This is a genomic window from Arthrobacter sp. zg-Y820 (assembly GCF_030142155.1).
Classification (GTDB): domain Bacteria; phylum Actinomycetota; class Actinomycetes; order Actinomycetales; family Micrococcaceae; genus Arthrobacter_B.
In genome coordinates, this window is record NZ_CP126247.1 from 2,860,573 (window position 1) to 2,875,062 (window position 14,490).

Genomic DNA, 14,490 nt, shown 5'->3' on the forward strand with positions numbered 1-14,490 from the left:
TCCCAATCTAGTGTTGCCTAATTCTGGCGTCCCCAGTCTACGTGAGAGACGTTTGGTGGTGTGCAGGGGTTCCCGCAGCGGATCTATTCCCGGCATACTGCCAGTTTTAATGCCTCCGCCAAATCACCTGATGGTTTTACAATAACGTCGTCGAGCCCCAGCCAATCTGCCATCATACGTAGTTCCGCGGCAAGCTCAACGGCTGTGCGGGCCGGAGCGCCGTCCTCGCGGTGGGCGGCCTGGACCAATAGGGCCTTGTTTGACCGGTCAGCTTTGAGATCCACCCGTGCCGCAAATTCCTCCCCCAGCAGGAACGGCAGAACGTAGTAGCCGTACCGGCGCGCCGCGGGCGGAGTGTAAATTTCGAGGCGGTACCGGAAACCGAAAAGCGCTTCCAGCCGTTTCCGTTCGAACACCATGGAGTCGAAGGGGCTGAGGAGGGCACGGGCCGAGGAGCGGCGCGGGATAACCGTTTCCGCGTGCAGGTAGGCAGGCGAACGCCAGCCAGCGACCCGCACCCGGCGCAGTTTCCCCGTGCGGACCAGTACGGCCGCCGCCGACGCGGTCTCCCGCTGGGGCAGCCGAAAGTAATCTGCCAGGCAGCGGACGGTGGCCACCCCGTGTGCGCGTGCGGCCAGTTCCGTCAGACGCAGTACTGCTTCCTGCGGATCGGACGGCTCCAAAGCGGCAGGGCCCGCAGGGTGCACGGCAGCCGTGGGAGCGTAAAGACGCTCAAACTGCGGAGTCCGTCCGGCCGAGCTGAGCAGGCCTGACGCAAACAGGTCTTCGAGCACCCGCTTCGAGGCGTTCCAGTTCCATCCCCAGTTGCCTTTGGTCCTCACCTCACCGCCCCCCAGCCTGTCGGCTATTTCCCTCGCGGTGAGTGGCGGTCCGCCGGCCAGGAGCCCCAGGATCTGTTCGCTCAGCCGGTTCTTCACCTCGGTGGGAAGTGAGTGCGCTGTCATCCACACACGGCGTTGGACTGTCCGCAGATCGGGGAAAAGCTCCGGGCGGACGTAGCTGGCTTCATGTGCCCAGTACTCCACCATCTGGCGCGGAGCCTTGGAGGCCAACCTATCGGGAACGGCAGTATCGTACGGACCCAGCCTGGAAAACAGCGGCAGGTAGTGGCTCCGGGAGAGCACGTTCACTGAATCAATCTGCAGGAGGTGCAGCTGTTTCAGGACCCGGCCAACCGATCTTGAAGTGACGGTGGCGGGCCGCCCCTTGACCAGGCCCTGTGCGCCCAGCGCGGTGAGCCGCGCCTGCCGGGCAGTGAGGGTTGGTTCCATAGTGCCCATCCTAGGTCCGAGGCTCTCCCGCTCTGACACGTGCCACGCACGGCAGATGGGCGCGGGGACTCCGACGTCCCTGCCACAGCCGAACGTCTCAGGGCGAGAGCCGCATTCTGCTGATCCGCTGGTCGCTGCTGGTCGAAAGGGTTGCCGTACTCTTTGACTTCCGGCCGTACTCTTTGACTCCCGGCCGTACTCTTTGACTCCCTCAGAAAGGCGGCGGATCGTCGCCGTAGTCATCCGGATCGTCTGGAGCACTTGGTCCGCCGGCATCATGGGCCGGTGATGGATCAACGCCCGTTGCGTTGCCTCCGCGATTCGCCTGGCCACCATTCGCCTTGATGTCTGGTCCCGCCGATATCTCCGACCGACGCTGGCCGCCGTCAACGCCGCAGGTTTCCCGGGACAGGCTCAGTTGCGGTTCCGTCCGGTAACACCTGCCGCCCGGTGAGGTCCACTCAATCACCCCGGGACGAGGCTGCCTGGCCTTCCAGAACCCTTCGGTTTTGAACATGTGATGCCGCCGGCACAAATGCTCCAAATTGTCATGATCCGTCGGCCCGCCCTGAGCCCAGGGCTTGGTGTGGTCAATCTCGGAAATCACCGCATTGGTCCGGCACCCCGGGAACCGGCACGTCCCGTCCCGCACCCGCAGGACCCGCTTTAATCCGTCGGGGACCTTCCGTCGTTTGCCGACCCGCAGGATTTCTTCGGTTTCGGGGTCGCGTTCCACCGGTGTCCATTTCGCCGCTTCCCGAGCCATCCGCCGGGCCGTTTCCGGGCTGATCGGCCCGTATCCGTTCAGTTCCGCCGGCTGGTCATCGGCTCCGAAGAGGGTTTCGGCGTTGATCATCACCAGGATCTCCGTCCGAGCCCTGGGCCCGTGGCCAATCCGGCAGGACCCGGCCCCCTTCCCAGATCCGGCCCCGGTATCGGAGTCGGAGCCGGCAGCAGAACCGGACCCCTCACCTTGGATGCTGGCCTTGTTGCCGGAGCCGGAACCCTTACTGCGGCCTTTGCCCGTCTTGCTCTTCGCACCCGCACCAGTGCCGCCGCTGTCTCCGCCCCTCCGGCCGCTGCCGCCTTTGCCGCGGCCGCCACCACCGTTTCTGTTTCTGCACTCGTCCCCGCACTCATGCTCGTGGCCGCCGAGCAAGTCCGTCAGGATATCCGTGCGCAACTGATCCACCGTGCGCGTGTCCCCGGCGGCCCGCTCACCCCGGGCCGCAACACTGAGCTGAGTAAAAATGGCCTGGGCTTTCTCGGCCGGCAGTAACGCCGAGAGCCAAGACATCCCGTCCGGCTCCGGCCGCACCCACACCGTCCGCTGCTCAAACGCCGTCAACTGCCGCTGCACAATGGTCTCCGGATAGTACTGCTCCCGCAACCGGTGAGCCTTCACCCGGAACTGGGTTCTGGTCTGGCCCGCAGCCAGACCCAGCAACTCCGCCTCGAACCCGGGCAGCTCGCCCGGCACCACTCCCATACACTGCTCCACCAGAGTCTCGACATGCCCGTAACTGATCTGTCCGGACTCCAACGCCTTCAGCGTGGCCGTGTTCCTGGTGCAGAGATCACCGGCCTGACTCAGCAACGCCTTTCCGGTACCGGTGGGCACTCCCAGAATGGTTGCGGCTTCCTCCGCAGCGAGACTGAACGCCATCTCCGCGTCCCGCAACCCGGTAACGGACAGGGTCTCGTCCTCGTAGACGGTCTGCAGCCGGGACAGGACCCGAGCCTGCTGCGCCTGCACCCACCGCGACAAATGATTGAGCCGGGCCAACACCGTCCCGGTTTGCTCCTCGGTCAGGGACTCCACGTTCTGCAGAACCAAAGAGCCGGTAAACCCATCGCGGAAGCCAGCAAGATCAGGGCCCTGCCACCTCAGGCTTCCCAGCCTCCGACCCGGCGCCCTCCGGGTCGGCTACATAGACGAACCGGGTGCGCGCCGCAGCCTCATCGCCGGTGCCATCGGCACCGGGAGTCCCGGTCGAAGATCCGTTCTGATCCATGACTCCAGACTTTCACCCGGCACTGACATTTCCGTCTCGGAAAAGGCCCAAAACGACCCCAAACAGGACGATTTGGGGACCCACAAATACCTGTCTTTTTCGACGGACTACCCACGCACCACAGCCGATACCTGTGCACGTAGCACGACTGCATCTGTCGGTCACGGCTCCTGCACCCTGCGCGCAGTCGACCCCATCGCACTACTGGCCGGCAGTCGCACAGGTTCCCCCGCAATGTTCCGCTCCGGGGCTGGCGTGACTCCACCAGGCAACAGGGGCAACAGAGAGTGGGAACCAGTGCGGCGCCGCCCCTAAGAGACTGGTTTCGCACTGAGGTGAAGGTTCTGCAGCCGAAAACCAGAAAGGCCCCCGGGCGGGTGAACTTCTAACAAGTTCTTCCCTGCCCGGAGGCCTTCCACAATAACCTCAACGGTTTCGCTCGTGATGCCTGCTGACCGGTCCCTATTCGCACCGGTTCACAGCCGGTGCAGGCTACCTCCGCAGTCCACGAGAGAACCTACGCGATCTTTGCTGCCCCTTCCGAAGGCCGGTAGGCCCGCGTTTCATCCCGCAGGTCTTCGGTGCCTTCGGCACAGCGGGAGTCCAAGGTGATGACACCGTAGGTCCAGCCCCGCCGCCGGTAGACAACGGAGGGGGCTCCGGTAGCAGAATCCACAAACAGGTAGAAGTCGTGGCCGACCAACTCCATGTTGTCCACGGCGGCGTCAAGGCTCATGGGGGCACCCGGGAAAACCTTGCGCCGGATCAGGACTGGGCTGTCATCTGTGGGTTCTGCGGTATCGGATTCGTCGACCGTCGATTCGGCCGCAGCTGCTGCGTTCTCCATCTGCACGTACAGGGGTTCGTCGCTGCTGACCGTATCCAGGTCTGCGGTAGCAACCCGCACGGCGACCGGGGTGTGCCGGCCGTGGTGGACTTTCCGGCGGTCGCTTGCCCGGCGCAGGCGCTCAATGAGTTTGGCGTAGGCCAGATCAAAGGCTGCAAACTTGTCGCCGGACGTGGCTTCAGCCCGTACCACCGGACCTCTGCCGATAACGGTAAGTTCCACGGTAAGAGAGCTGTCGGCCTCACGGACGTTGGGCTGCTTGGTGATTCGTGCGTCTACACGCTGGACCTTGTTCCCAAGGTTCTCCACCTTGGCGATTCGTTCCTCGGCATACTCCCGGAACCGGTCGGATACTGCAACGTTGCGTCCGCTGATCATGAATTCCATGGTGCCCTCCAATAGATTTCGGTGACACAGCAACGGCCGCTGCCAAAACCTCTGCGACCGCTGCCGCAGGAAAGCTCCTCTTCTTGAAGCTGTCCATACCAACACGTTAGATCACCCAACAGCGTTATTCACCTTCGGACATTCCGATTACCTGACCTGTTCGGCTTGGACTAGGCTCCTCCTTTGGTGTTATTTGCGTCACTTGCCGGAGCCGCTGTTGCAGCTATCACCGCGGCCCCTTCAACCCTTGCTCCGGCCGCCCTCAGCGCGCGGGCGGCCTCGGCGATAGTGGAGCCGGTGGTCAGCACGTCATCGACCACGAGGGTGCGGATCCCGGCCAGTGAGCCCGGATTCCCGGCCGTCATAGTTCCGTAAACATTGGTCCGGCGCCCTCTCCGCCCGAGGTTCTTCTGGCTGCTGGAGGCCCGCCCGGAAACTGCGGCGCTCAAAGCTTCGGGATGCAGGCGACTCCGCAGCCCCGCACCTGACAGCCGGACAAGCGGCTTCACAGTGGTCTGCGCCGGAAGGAGACCACTGGCCTGAAGAGAGCCAAGGAGCAACCCCAGCGGGCTGTAGCCCCGCCGCTGCAGCGCACGCCGAGTGCCCGGGACCGGAACCAGGACGAGGCCGCGGCGGCCGGCGTCGGCGGCGGCCTGATGAAGCACGCCTGCCAGCATCGGACGCAGGACAGCGGCCAGGTCCGTGTGCCCGTGGTTTTTATAGGCGAGGACGACTCGCGCGAGGCTGCCGGCGTACCGCCCGGCAGCCAGCACCGGCAGCACGCTGTCCGCCGACGAATCACCGTCCGTTTCGGCACCGGGGAGCAGCTCGGCGGCATCTTGGGCATACCAGGGGTGGGTGCCGCTGCGTCGGACCGCCCGCCGGCACCTGGGGCACAGCGAAGAGTCCGCCGCGCCGCAGACAACGCACGACGTCGGCAGCAGCGCCGCTGCCAGCTCCGCCACCGCTGCGCCCATGGCTGCGGGCAAGGGCTGCAAACGGCAGCGGTCCGCGGCCCTGCCCAGTCCGGACGCTGAGAGATCCACCATGCGCATACGGACAGCATGTCCAACGTCCGGCGCACCGGCTGCGGATCCGGACCGGCGGTGGACAAATTTCCCGGCACATCCGCCACACCCCCCGCTGTGCAGGAGGAGTGCAGGAGAAGCCAAGGAGAAGTGGAGGACGAATCCAGGAGTAGTGCTACCCGGGGAACGCCGGATCGGTCAGCCCCTCGCTGACCTGATACCAACTGTTACCCATCCGCTTGAACATCGCCAAGGGCGTCTGGACATAGATGTCCTGCCCGCCCTTTCCGGCACTCAGGCCGGTAATGCCGGCAAGTCCGGCCAGGGGCTCGGGCCTGGCACCCAACCCCAGGATGATCGGGGTGACCCGATCATCCTGCGAAGTCTGGACGACGACGATGGAGTCTTCGGTGACCCACTTGGCCCGGTCCACCGGAAGGGTCTCCGGGATGCCGGAGCCCGGATCACCCGTGACGGCCAGCTCCAGCGGGGTCGTCAAGGTGCGCGGGACGCCGGCGGCGTCCCGCACGACACCGGCCACCAACACCTGGCTGCTGCCGCCGTGGCTGGTGACCAGCAGGGCGCGTGATCCGTCGCGGGAGATCCGCAGCTCGGAAACGTTGACCTCGGCCAGCCACGGGACGGGCAGGGACAGGACGTCCTCGGCTCCGCCGCCCGGGGGCAGGGCCAGGATGGTGGCGCCGCCGCCGGCTTGGGAAGCCGTCCACGTCCACTTCCCCGGATCAATGCTGGGGGCCGTCAGCAAGCTGCCCTCCACGACTCTGCGGACTTCCTGGTTCGGTCCGGTCATGAACAGGGACGATCGGTTTCCGTTCAGGAAGGCGATGGTCGCCAGGTCCAGTGAGAGGGCAGGGTCTCGGGGCGCGTGCTCGGCAACACTGGGAATCCCCTCGATCGGTTGCGGCTGTCCGTCCTTAATGTAGGCCAGTTCGTTCTGATAGGCGCCGATCTGCGTCCCGCCCACCTCGGGGTCTGCCACCGCTTCAACGAGGGCGCTGCTTTCCTTCCCCAGATCCACGGAACGCTGGTTGACGGTCATGTTCACCGAGTTCACATTGTTGAGGTTGACCAGGTTCTGATGCAGCTGCAGCGCCATTTGCTGCCGGTTCAGGTCACTGGAATCCTGCAGGACGTCGGCGGACAGATCGACTGTCGCCGCTCCGGACACCACCGGCACGGCATCCCGGGCCAGTGCGGTGCCGGCCGGAAAGGCACTGCTCACCGCTCCCTGCAGATACGGTGCCGGTCCCTCGAGCATGGCTTTGACCACGTTGGCCACGAGCCCGGATTTCTGCGCGAACCAGCGGGTGTCGGGAACCCAGAAGTCGAAGCCGCTCGAGTAGAAGTAGAGGTTATGGGAGAGGAACAGCAGCGAAAAACTGACCTCCGAGACGATGATGCCGTTGGGCACGGCACTGATTCGCCACTGCCCGTCCACCTGTTCCAGGTTGGCGGTCAGCGTTTCGGTGGTGCCCGAGGCCCGGTCCGTCCGGATCCCGCGGTTATCAACCGAACCAACCACTTCGAGCTGGATGGAATAGGTGTCACCCTCGGGGGACGGCACGATGTTCGGATCGGCGCCGTAGATCAGCACGCGGTCGGTGGGAATCCAGGTTTCGGCTGCGGCGTCCGTCAGGAATTCCCGCGCCACGCTGTAATCGTCGGCGGCACCCGTCCCCGCTGTGATGAATCCCTGCAGAATCTCCCCCGGCGTTTCTCCCCCGTCTTCGCTGGGGCCGGGCGGCGCGACGGCAAAGCTGTCCACGACCAGGTTCCCGTCACTGTCGGCGGACGCCGTGCCCACCGGACCTGTCGTGGGAATGGAGGAACAGCCGGAAAGCACCAGCAGCACAGCGGCAACCATAACAATCAGCCGGGAGAACGGACGCGCAGCGGCGGAGTGCGTGCTAGCTGGCATCGGTCTTCTCCTCAACTGGTGGTGGTGCCGGGGCGGCCAATGCCCGGGTACCCGGTGCGCCGTCGTACGGGGACAGAGGAACGGGCGAATCCGTGAACGGTACCCCATGCCGGCGCGGCAGCGTGAGCCGGAAGCAGGCGCCGTCCCCCGGGCGCCCCCAGACCTGGAGCAGGCCGCCGTGCAGCAGCGCATCCTCTACGGCGATCGACAGCCCGAGACCGCTGCCTCCGGTGGTTCGCGCCCGGGCCGGGTCGGCTCGCCAGAAGCGGTCAAACACGCGGGACGCCTCCTCCTCGGTCATGCCGATCCCGTGATCCCGCACGGCCACTGCGACGGCGTCCATGTTGGATCCGATGGCAATCTCTATCGGCTCCCCTTCGCCGTGCTCCAGCGCATTAACGACAAGGTTCCGAAGGATCCGCTCGATGCGCCGCGGGTCCGCGTCAACCATGCAGCTGGTTTCCTTCGAGACGATGGTGACCGTGGAACCGATGTTCAGGGCCAGCGGTTCCGTGGCTTCGATGACCTCGCGGACCACGGCGAAGATGTCGGTGGGTTCCAGATCGGGGGTGGCCGCACCGGCGTCGAACCTCGAGATTTCCAGCAGGTCAGCGAGCAGCGCCTGGAAGCGCTCGACCTGGTGGTACAGCAGCTCCGTGGAGCGGCGGCTGATCGGGTCGAACCCGTCGCGAGCGTCGTAGAGCACCTCGGCTGCCATGCGGACGGTGGTCAGCGGGGTGCGCAGTTCGTGGGAGACATCGGAGACGAAGACCTGCTGCATGCGTGAGAGCTGGGCAAGCTGGGTGATCTGGTCCTGCAGCGTGGCCGCCATGTGGTTGAAGGAGGCCGCCAGGCGTGCGACGTCGTCCTCGCCCTTGACCACCATGCGTTCCTGGAGCTCGCCGGCAGCCAGCTTCTCGGAAACCGCTGCGGCATCGCTGACAGCGCCGACGCCGGCCTTCGCGACGATCCACGCGATGGTGCCGATGATCACCATCAGCAGCCCGCCGGCGATCCACAGGATGCGGTGGATGTCGTCCAGGGTCTGCTGCATGGAGGACAGGTCATAGATGAGGTAGAGCGCGTATTCGGCGCTGTCCGGCGGCAGTGTGACCTTGGTGCCGAATGCCAGTCCCGGTTCGCCGTGGGCCAGGGCCAGCGGGGACCAGTGGATGGTGTCCTGGTCGCTGTTCACGTCGATGCTCCGGACGGATTCGCTCAGGACGGAAGGAATGCTGCCGGCAGTGATGCCCTCGCCTAGGGTCTGGGAGACAAACAGGTTCTGTTCCTGGTCCGGCATGGGAGTGAGCAGGTACAGCCGGCGTGCGTCGGCACCCTGCCCTTCCAGCAGCGAAAGGGTATTCGAGACCAGCCGCTCGGTTCCTTCACGGTCCGTTGCCGCCGTGGTGCGGAAGTTTTCCTTCGCCGAGTTGAGTCCGGCGGTGGCCTCGGACTGGAACTGGCTCAGACGCTCCTCGTAAAGGGCGTCCGCGATCTGGTGGGATAAGAACGCGCCAACGCCGGCACAGGCCAGCGTGACCAGCAGCAGCGTGGAGACCACCGTCTTGAACAGCAGGGACCGCCGCCACCGGCGGGCGATCCGCTGAAATGTTGCCCTGCGCAGGGTGTCGCGGAACCGCTTGAACGTCCGCACCGTTGCAGGCAGGACTTCGGCCGTCAGGGCCGAAGTCCGCGAGCGCCTAGCTCTGGCCCGCTTTGTAACCGACACCGCGCACCGTCAGAACTATTTCGGGTGCTTCGGGGTCGCGCTCGATCTTGGAACGGAGCCGCTGCACATGGACATTGACCAGCCGGGTATCCGCCGCATGGCGGTAGCCCCACACCTGCTCCAGCAGCATTTCCCGGGTGAACACCTGCCAGGGTTTGCGTGCCAGGGCCACCAGCAGGTCAAATTCCAGCGGGGTCAGCGAAATGGTATCGGCACCGCGCGAGACCACATGTCCGGCGACGTCGATGGAGACTTCCCCAATGCTGAGGGTCTCAGGAGACTTGGTGTCGCCGGGACGCAGCCGGGCGCGCACCCGCGCCACAAGCTCGGCGGGCTTGAACGGCTTGGGGACGTAGTCGTCGGCTCCGGATTCCAGCCCGCGCACGACGTCGGAGGTGTCGGACTTTGCCGTCAGCATGACAATGGGAACATCGGACTCGCCGCGGATTTGCCGGCACACCTCGATCCCGTCAATTCCGGGCAGCATGAGGTCCAACAGGATTAGGTCGGGCTTGGTATTGCGGAAGATCTCCAGTGCCTTGGAACCGTCAGCGCAGAAGACAGGGTCGAACCCGTCGTTGCGGAGCACAATGCCGATCATCTCGGCCAGTGCTTCGTCGTCGTCCACGACCAATATGCGTGCCTTCATAACTCCCTGTTCCCAGTTGACTGCTCAAGCGGTTCTTCGTTGCGGTGCCTGTCCTGCCGGCTTCCGGCTGCCCGGGTACTCCGCCGGGCTTCCTGCCAGCTGTTGAGGATGCGAGGCGTCCGGAATGTCCTGAGACACGGCAACAGCCGACGATAACCCTCCCATCCTAGAGGACAGAGTTTCCGGTGCTTTCCCCGCGGGACGCCGGGCGACGTCTGGAACTATAGTCGGAGCAGGGCAAACAACTCTTTTAGGGGCACACCTTGGGTCAGGACAATCACAACGGCAAATCCCCGCAGGAGCGGGATGAGCCTTACGGCTCCCGGCCGGAGCAGGCCGACGGCGAGGGCAGCCGCGACGCCGCAGCCGACCAAGGTGGCGGCGAGGCTGCCAGTGACGGACGGAACGCAGGCACCGGTCCGCCGCCGCCTCCCGGAGCCTCTCCCGGCCCGCTGCAGCCTCCTTACGGCCAGCCGAATCCGCAGCAGCCGGTGCCCCCGCCGTCGTCCCAGCCGTGGGGCCACCCCGCAGCACCCCGAAACCCCTGGGAGCAGCGGGGCCAGCAGTGGGCCGCTCCGGGGTTTCCTCAACCCGGCCAACCCGGCCAGCCCGCCCAGCCCGGCCAACCCGCCCAGCCCTGGGGTTCCCCCGGCTTTCCCCAGCAAGGCGGCTGGTCGCCTCCGCCAAAGCCCGGCGTCATTCCGCTGCGGCCGCTGGGTTTGGGCGAACTGCTGGACGGCGCCTTCCAGGCCTGCCGCCGGAACGCCGCGGCAACCTTCGGCACGGCACTGCTCATTCAGGCCGTAATCTCCCTCCTGACGCTGCTGTTGGCCCGCGGGCTCCTGTCCCCGGACACCTTCAGCGCGGATTTTGACGCCGCCCAGGGAGCAATTGGCTCGACGCTGACCTCGGGAACCCTTCTGCTCATAGCCTCGGTCGCCGGGGTCCTGCTCTTGCAGGGAGTGCTCGTCATACCCGTGGCGCGGTCCATCCTGAACCTCAAAACGGGCTTCGCCCAGACCTGGAAGCTCAGCCGCAAACGGCTCCTGCCGCTGGCCGGACTGGGGGCCCTGCTGCTGCTGATGATGATTGTCGGTGCAGTGGCCTTCTCCGTCGGTCTTGCCGCGATCCTGGCAGCGCTGGGACCGGCTGGCATCCCCGTGCTCATCCTCGGCATCCTGGCCCTGGTCGCCGTCACTGTCTGGCTGGGCGTGAAGCTTTCCCTGGCTCCGGCGGCCCTGGTCCTGGAACCCGCCGGAGTCTTCGCATCGCTGGGCCGTTCCTGGCAGCTGACGCGACGCAATTTCTGGCGCAGCTTCGGCATCCTGGCGCTGACCGCCCTGCTGGTGAGCATTGTTTCCTCGGTGATCAGCACCCCGATCGTCTTTCTTTTGAGTCTCATCGGCGCGTTTGGCAGCGGCGGTGAACCCGGGCCGGAGGCTACGGCGGCACTGGTTGCCGTCAATCTGGCCGTCACCGCTTTTTTCGGTGCCATCGGATATGCCTTCCAAGCGGCCGTCACCTCGCTCCTGTACGTTGACCTGCGCATCCGCCGCGAGGGCTTCGACATCACGCTGATGAAAGACCAGGAACTGGTCGGCACCGCCGATGCGGATCTGGTGCCCGGCCGGAACCGGAGCGCCGGGTTGTGACGCCCCTGCTGTCCGCGCACCCGACGGCAGATGTTCCGGTTCTTCCGGATGATCTGCAGGGGCGCGATTGGGCCGAGCAGGAACTCTCCCGGTCCGTCTATCAGGAGGCCAAGCCGAGCCTGCTCGACCGGTTCTGGCAATGGGTGCGGGAGTTCTTCTCAGATCTCCTCGACGGCATCACCGGTGTTGACCCCTCTCTCGGTGTGTTGCTGCTGGCCGTCGGCGCGGCCGCGGTGCTGGCCGTGGCCATTGTGCTGGTGCGCCCGCGCTTGAACGCCCGCAGCCGCAGGGAACTCTTCGATGCCGAGGAAACCCGGGTCGCGGTGGACCACCGCAGGCTGTCAGAGGAGGCCGCCGCCCGCGGTGAGTGGGACACGGCGCTGGCTGAACGGCTGCGCGCCGTGATCCGGTCTGCTGAAGAACGCGTCATCCTTGAGCCGCGGGCCGGCCGCACCGCGGCGGAGGCAGGGCACGAGCTCGCCCTTGCCTTCCCGGCGGCGGCTCCCGACATCCGATGGCTGGCACGGCGGTTTGACGAGGTCCGGTACGGGCATCTTCGCGCCACTGCCGCCGATTCCGAGCAGGCCGCAGCCCTGGACCGACTGTTGGAAGGCTCTGCTCCCCGCACTCCGGCCACAGTTCCCGCAGCACTGGCGGTGCCGCGGTGACCGCTTCCGGAACAGCCTCAGCAACTCCGCCGCAGGCCGCAGCTCCGTCCGGCATCCGGGGCGGGCTGCGGGCGCGCCTGCATGCCTGGCGGCTGTGGATCATCCTGGCCCTGGTGCTGTGCCTGGTTGTCATCCTGGGTATCCTGGCCGGCTCGGAAACCGACGAGACCGCACTCTCCCCCGCAAGTGCCGCCCCGGACGGGGCCATGGCCGCAGCCCGGATCCTGGACGAGCAGGGGGTGGAAGTCCTCCGCCCCGGGTCCCTTGACGAGGCACAGGCACTCCTCCGGGACAAGCGCTCAGACACCACGCTGTTGCTCATCGATCCCGACAACTTTCTTAACGCGGACCAGCTGGCCGAGCTGGACGGGATAGCCAAGCGGCAGGTTCTGGTGGAGCCCTCCTTTGAACAGCTGGGCGCGTTGGCCCCGGGCATCCGCTCCGCCGGCCTGCTTCCTGAAAACAGCGGCGACTCCGCCCTCAGCGCTGACTGCGATGTGCCCGACGCCGCGGCCGCGGAGAGCATCGATGCCGGCGGTCTTGCCTACCGGGCGCCGGTTGTCTGCTTTCCTGCCCCGGGAGGCCCCGACTCCGGGGGTGCCTACGCCGCTGACGACGACGGCGCCGTCGTCGTTCTGGGCAACGCCGCAGTGCTCGCCAATGAGACGCTCGCGAGCCGCGGCAACGCCGCACTAACGCTGCGCACACTGGGTTCCACCGGCACACTCGTCTGGTACCAGCCGACGGCTGCAGACATTTCCGCCCCTGATTTGCCCGTCGATCCGCGGGCCCTGTTGCCCGAGTGGGTGAATCCGCTGCTGCTGTGGCTGCTGGTGGTGGCCGGCCTGGCGATGTTCTGGCGCGGACGCCGCCTGGGACCGCTGGCCGCAGAACCGCTGCCGGTGGTGGTACGGTCCGCAGAGACAGCTGAAGGCCGTGCCCGGCTTTACCAGGACGGACGGGCCTCGGACCGTGCGGCGGCGACGCTTCGTGCCGCGGCACTGACGCGCCTTGCTGCCCGCCTGCGGCTGGGCCCGCAGAGCACCGCCGACATGGTGGTGCGGGCGGCAGCGCACGCCACCGGCCGTTCGGTGGACGACGTCGACCGGTTGCTGAACCGCCCGCTGCCTGGCGGCGATGCGGAACTCGTGCAATGGTCCCAGGATTTGCAAGCCCTAGAGGAAGAGGTCACCGCATCATGAGCCAGCAGTACCAGCCACAGGCAGCACCCGGCCCGGTTCCGCGCCCGGCGGAGTCCGCGGACCCCTTCGTCCCCGTTCCTGCCGGCGCGCCGAACCCTGCCGGCCTTGGCGGACAGGGCCGGGCAGACCCTGTCCGCCAGGCGCTGCTCGATGTCCGGATGGAGGTCGCCAAGGCCGTGGTTGGACAGGACGCTGCCGTGACCGGGCTGATCATTGCGCTGCTGGTGCGGGGTCATGTCCTGCTCGAGGGTGTTCCCGGCGTCGCCAAGACGCTGCTGGTGCGGAGCCTCTCTGCGGCTCTGGACCTGGATACCAAGCGCGTGCAGTTCACCCCCGACCTGATGCCCGGAGACGTCACCGGATCGCTGATCTATGACGGACGCACCTCCGAGTTCTCCTTCCGGGAGGGTCCGGTTTTCACCAACATCCTGCTGGCCGACGAAATCAACCGCACGCCTCCGAAGACGCAGGCCTCGCTGCTGGAAGCCATGGAGGAACGCCAGGTTTCCGTTGACGGCGTGTCGCGGCTGCTGCCCGATCCCTTCATGGTGGCTGCCACCTCCAACCCGGTGGAATACGAAGGAACGTATTCGCTGCCCGAAGCCCAGCTGGACCGGTTCCTGTTGAAACTCACACTGGATCTGCCCGGCCGCAACGAGGAGATCGAAATCATCCGCCGGCACAGCAGCGGATTCGATCCGCGGAACCTGGCCGCAGCGGGAGTCCGCGCCGTGGCCACCGCCGCTGACCTTGAAAAGGCCCGGCAGGCAGTGTCCAGGGTGGCAGTGTCCCCGGAGGTCCTCGGCTACATCGTGGATCTGGTCCGCGCCACCCGGGCGGCGCCGTCGTTCCAGCTCGGGGTCTCTCCCCGCGGCGCGACGGCGCTGCTCAACACCTCGCGCGCCTGGGCATGGCTCTCCGGCCGCGCGTTTGTGACACCGGACGACGTCAAAGCGCTGACACTGCCCGCGCTGCGGCACCGGGTCTCGCTGCGCCCCGAAGCCCAGATGGACGGCGTGAACGCGGACGACGTGCTGGGCAGCATCCTGGCCACCGTCCCGGTACCCCGCTAGGACGCGGAA

General features: G+C 66.3%; 12 protein-coding genes. 4 read left to right on the forward strand and 8 right to left on the reverse strand.

The window, feature by feature from the left end:
- Window positions 1-83: 83 nt before the first annotated feature.
- From QNO08_RS12940 to mtrA, 8 genes are all read right to left on the reverse strand, one after another.
- Window positions 84-1,292, reverse strand: a complete 1,209-nt coding sequence (locus tag QNO08_RS12940) for a winged helix-turn-helix domain-containing protein (RefSeq protein ID WP_229965100.1) — start codon at window positions 1,290-1,292, stop codon at window positions 84-86.
- Window positions 1,293-1,503: 211 nt separating this feature from the next.
- Window positions 1,504-3,129 (reverse strand): HNH endonuclease signature motif containing protein, encoded by a 1,626-nt coding sequence (locus tag QNO08_RS12945; protein ID WP_229965099.1) that lies wholly within the window; start codon window positions 3,127-3,129, stop codon window positions 1,504-1,506.
- Window positions 3,130-3,163: 34 nt separating this feature from the next.
- Window positions 3,164-3,307, reverse strand: coding sequence for a hypothetical protein (locus QNO08_RS12950; protein ID WP_229965098.1), 144 nt, complete (start codon window positions 3,305-3,307; stop codon window positions 3,164-3,166).
- A 517-nt stretch (window positions 3,308-3,824) separates the two neighbouring features.
- The gene (gene hpf / locus QNO08_RS12955; RefSeq protein ID WP_229965097.1) at window positions 3,825-4,541 is read right to left on the reverse strand and encodes a ribosome hibernation-promoting factor, HPF/YfiA family; all 717 of its coding nucleotides are present in this window, start codon (window positions 4,539-4,541) and stop codon (window positions 3,825-3,827) included.
- A 170-nt stretch (window positions 4,542-4,711) separates the two neighbouring features.
- Complete coding sequence (locus QNO08_RS12960; protein WP_284155602.1) at window positions 4,712-5,590, reverse strand: ComF family protein; 879 nt, start codon at window positions 5,588-5,590, stop codon at window positions 4,712-4,714.
- 154 nt (window positions 5,591-5,744) lie between these two features.
- The gene (locus tag QNO08_RS12965) at window positions 5,745-7,508 is read right to left on the reverse strand and encodes an LpqB family beta-propeller domain-containing protein (RefSeq protein WP_229965095.1); all 1,764 of its coding nucleotides are present in this window, start codon (window positions 7,506-7,508) and stop codon (window positions 5,745-5,747) included.
- Entirely contained in the window at window positions 7,498-9,237 is a 1,740-nt protein-coding gene (mtrB, locus tag QNO08_RS12970) for an MtrAB system histidine kinase MtrB (RefSeq protein ID WP_229965094.1), read from the reverse strand. Before mtrB ends, QNO08_RS12965 begins: the two co-directional genes overlap by 11 nt.
- The gene (gene mtrA / locus QNO08_RS12975) at window positions 9,209-9,886 is read right to left on the reverse strand and encodes an MtrAB system response regulator MtrA (RefSeq protein WP_229965093.1); all 678 of its coding nucleotides are present in this window, start codon (window positions 9,884-9,886) and stop codon (window positions 9,209-9,211) included. The genes mtrB and mtrA overlap by 29 nt, the downstream gene beginning before the upstream one ends.
- Before the next feature lie 263 nt (window positions 9,887-10,149).
- On the opposite strand from mtrA, the gene QNO08_RS12980 reads away from it, so the two are divergent.
- From QNO08_RS12980 to QNO08_RS12995, 4 genes are read left to right on the forward strand one after another with little or no spacing between them, the layout of a single operon-like run.
- Window positions 10,150-11,538: a DUF7847 domain-containing protein gene (locus tag QNO08_RS12980; RefSeq protein ID WP_229965092.1), complete on the forward strand. Its 1,389-nt coding sequence runs from the start codon at window positions 10,150-10,152 to the stop codon at window positions 11,536-11,538.
- Window positions 11,535-12,206 carry a DUF4129 domain-containing protein gene (locus QNO08_RS12985; RefSeq protein WP_229965091.1) on the forward strand — a complete coding sequence of 224 codons (672 nt, stop codon included), beginning with the start codon at window positions 11,535-11,537 and terminating at the stop codon, window positions 12,204-12,206. Before QNO08_RS12980 ends, QNO08_RS12985 begins: the two co-directional genes overlap by 4 nt.
- Window positions 12,203-13,408, forward strand: a complete 1,206-nt coding sequence (locus QNO08_RS12990; RefSeq protein WP_229965090.1) for a DUF4350 domain-containing protein — start codon at window positions 12,203-12,205, stop codon at window positions 13,406-13,408. The genes QNO08_RS12985 and QNO08_RS12990 overlap by 4 nt, the downstream gene beginning before the upstream one ends.
- Window positions 13,405-14,481 carry an AAA family ATPase gene (locus tag QNO08_RS12995; RefSeq protein ID WP_229965089.1) on the forward strand — a complete coding sequence of 359 codons (1,077 nt, stop codon included), beginning with the start codon at window positions 13,405-13,407 and terminating at the stop codon, window positions 14,479-14,481. The genes QNO08_RS12990 and QNO08_RS12995 overlap by 4 nt, the downstream gene beginning before the upstream one ends.
- Window positions 14,482-14,490 lie beyond the last annotated feature (9 nt).

Bases quoted from the DNA above. Each gene is read 5' to 3' on its own strand.
- QNO08_RS12940 (WP_229965100.1), bottom strand. From the start codon at position 1,292: ATGGAACCAACCCTCACTGCCCGGCAGGCGCGGCTCACCGCGCTGGGC.
- QNO08_RS12965 (WP_229965095.1), bottom strand. From the start codon at position 7,508: ATGCCAGCTAGCACGCACTCCGCCGCTGCGCGTCCGTTCTCCCGGCTG.
- QNO08_RS12960 (WP_284155602.1), bottom strand. From the start codon at position 5,590: ATGGTGGATCTCTCAGCGTCCGGACTGGGCAGGGCCGCGGACCGCTGC.
- mtrA (WP_229965093.1), bottom strand. From the start codon at position 9,886: ATGAAGGCACGCATATTGGTCGTGGACGACGACGAAGCACTGGCCGAG.
- QNO08_RS12995 (WP_229965089.1), top strand. From the start codon at position 13,405: ATGAGCCAGCAGTACCAGCCACAGGCAGCACCCGGCCCGGTTCCGCGC.
- hpf (WP_229965097.1), bottom strand. From the start codon at position 4,541: ATGGAATTCATGATCAGCGGACGCAACGTTGCAGTATCCGACCGGTTC.
- QNO08_RS12950 (WP_229965098.1), bottom strand. From the start codon at position 3,307: ATGGATCAGAACGGATCTTCGACCGGGACTCCCGGTGCCGATGGCACC.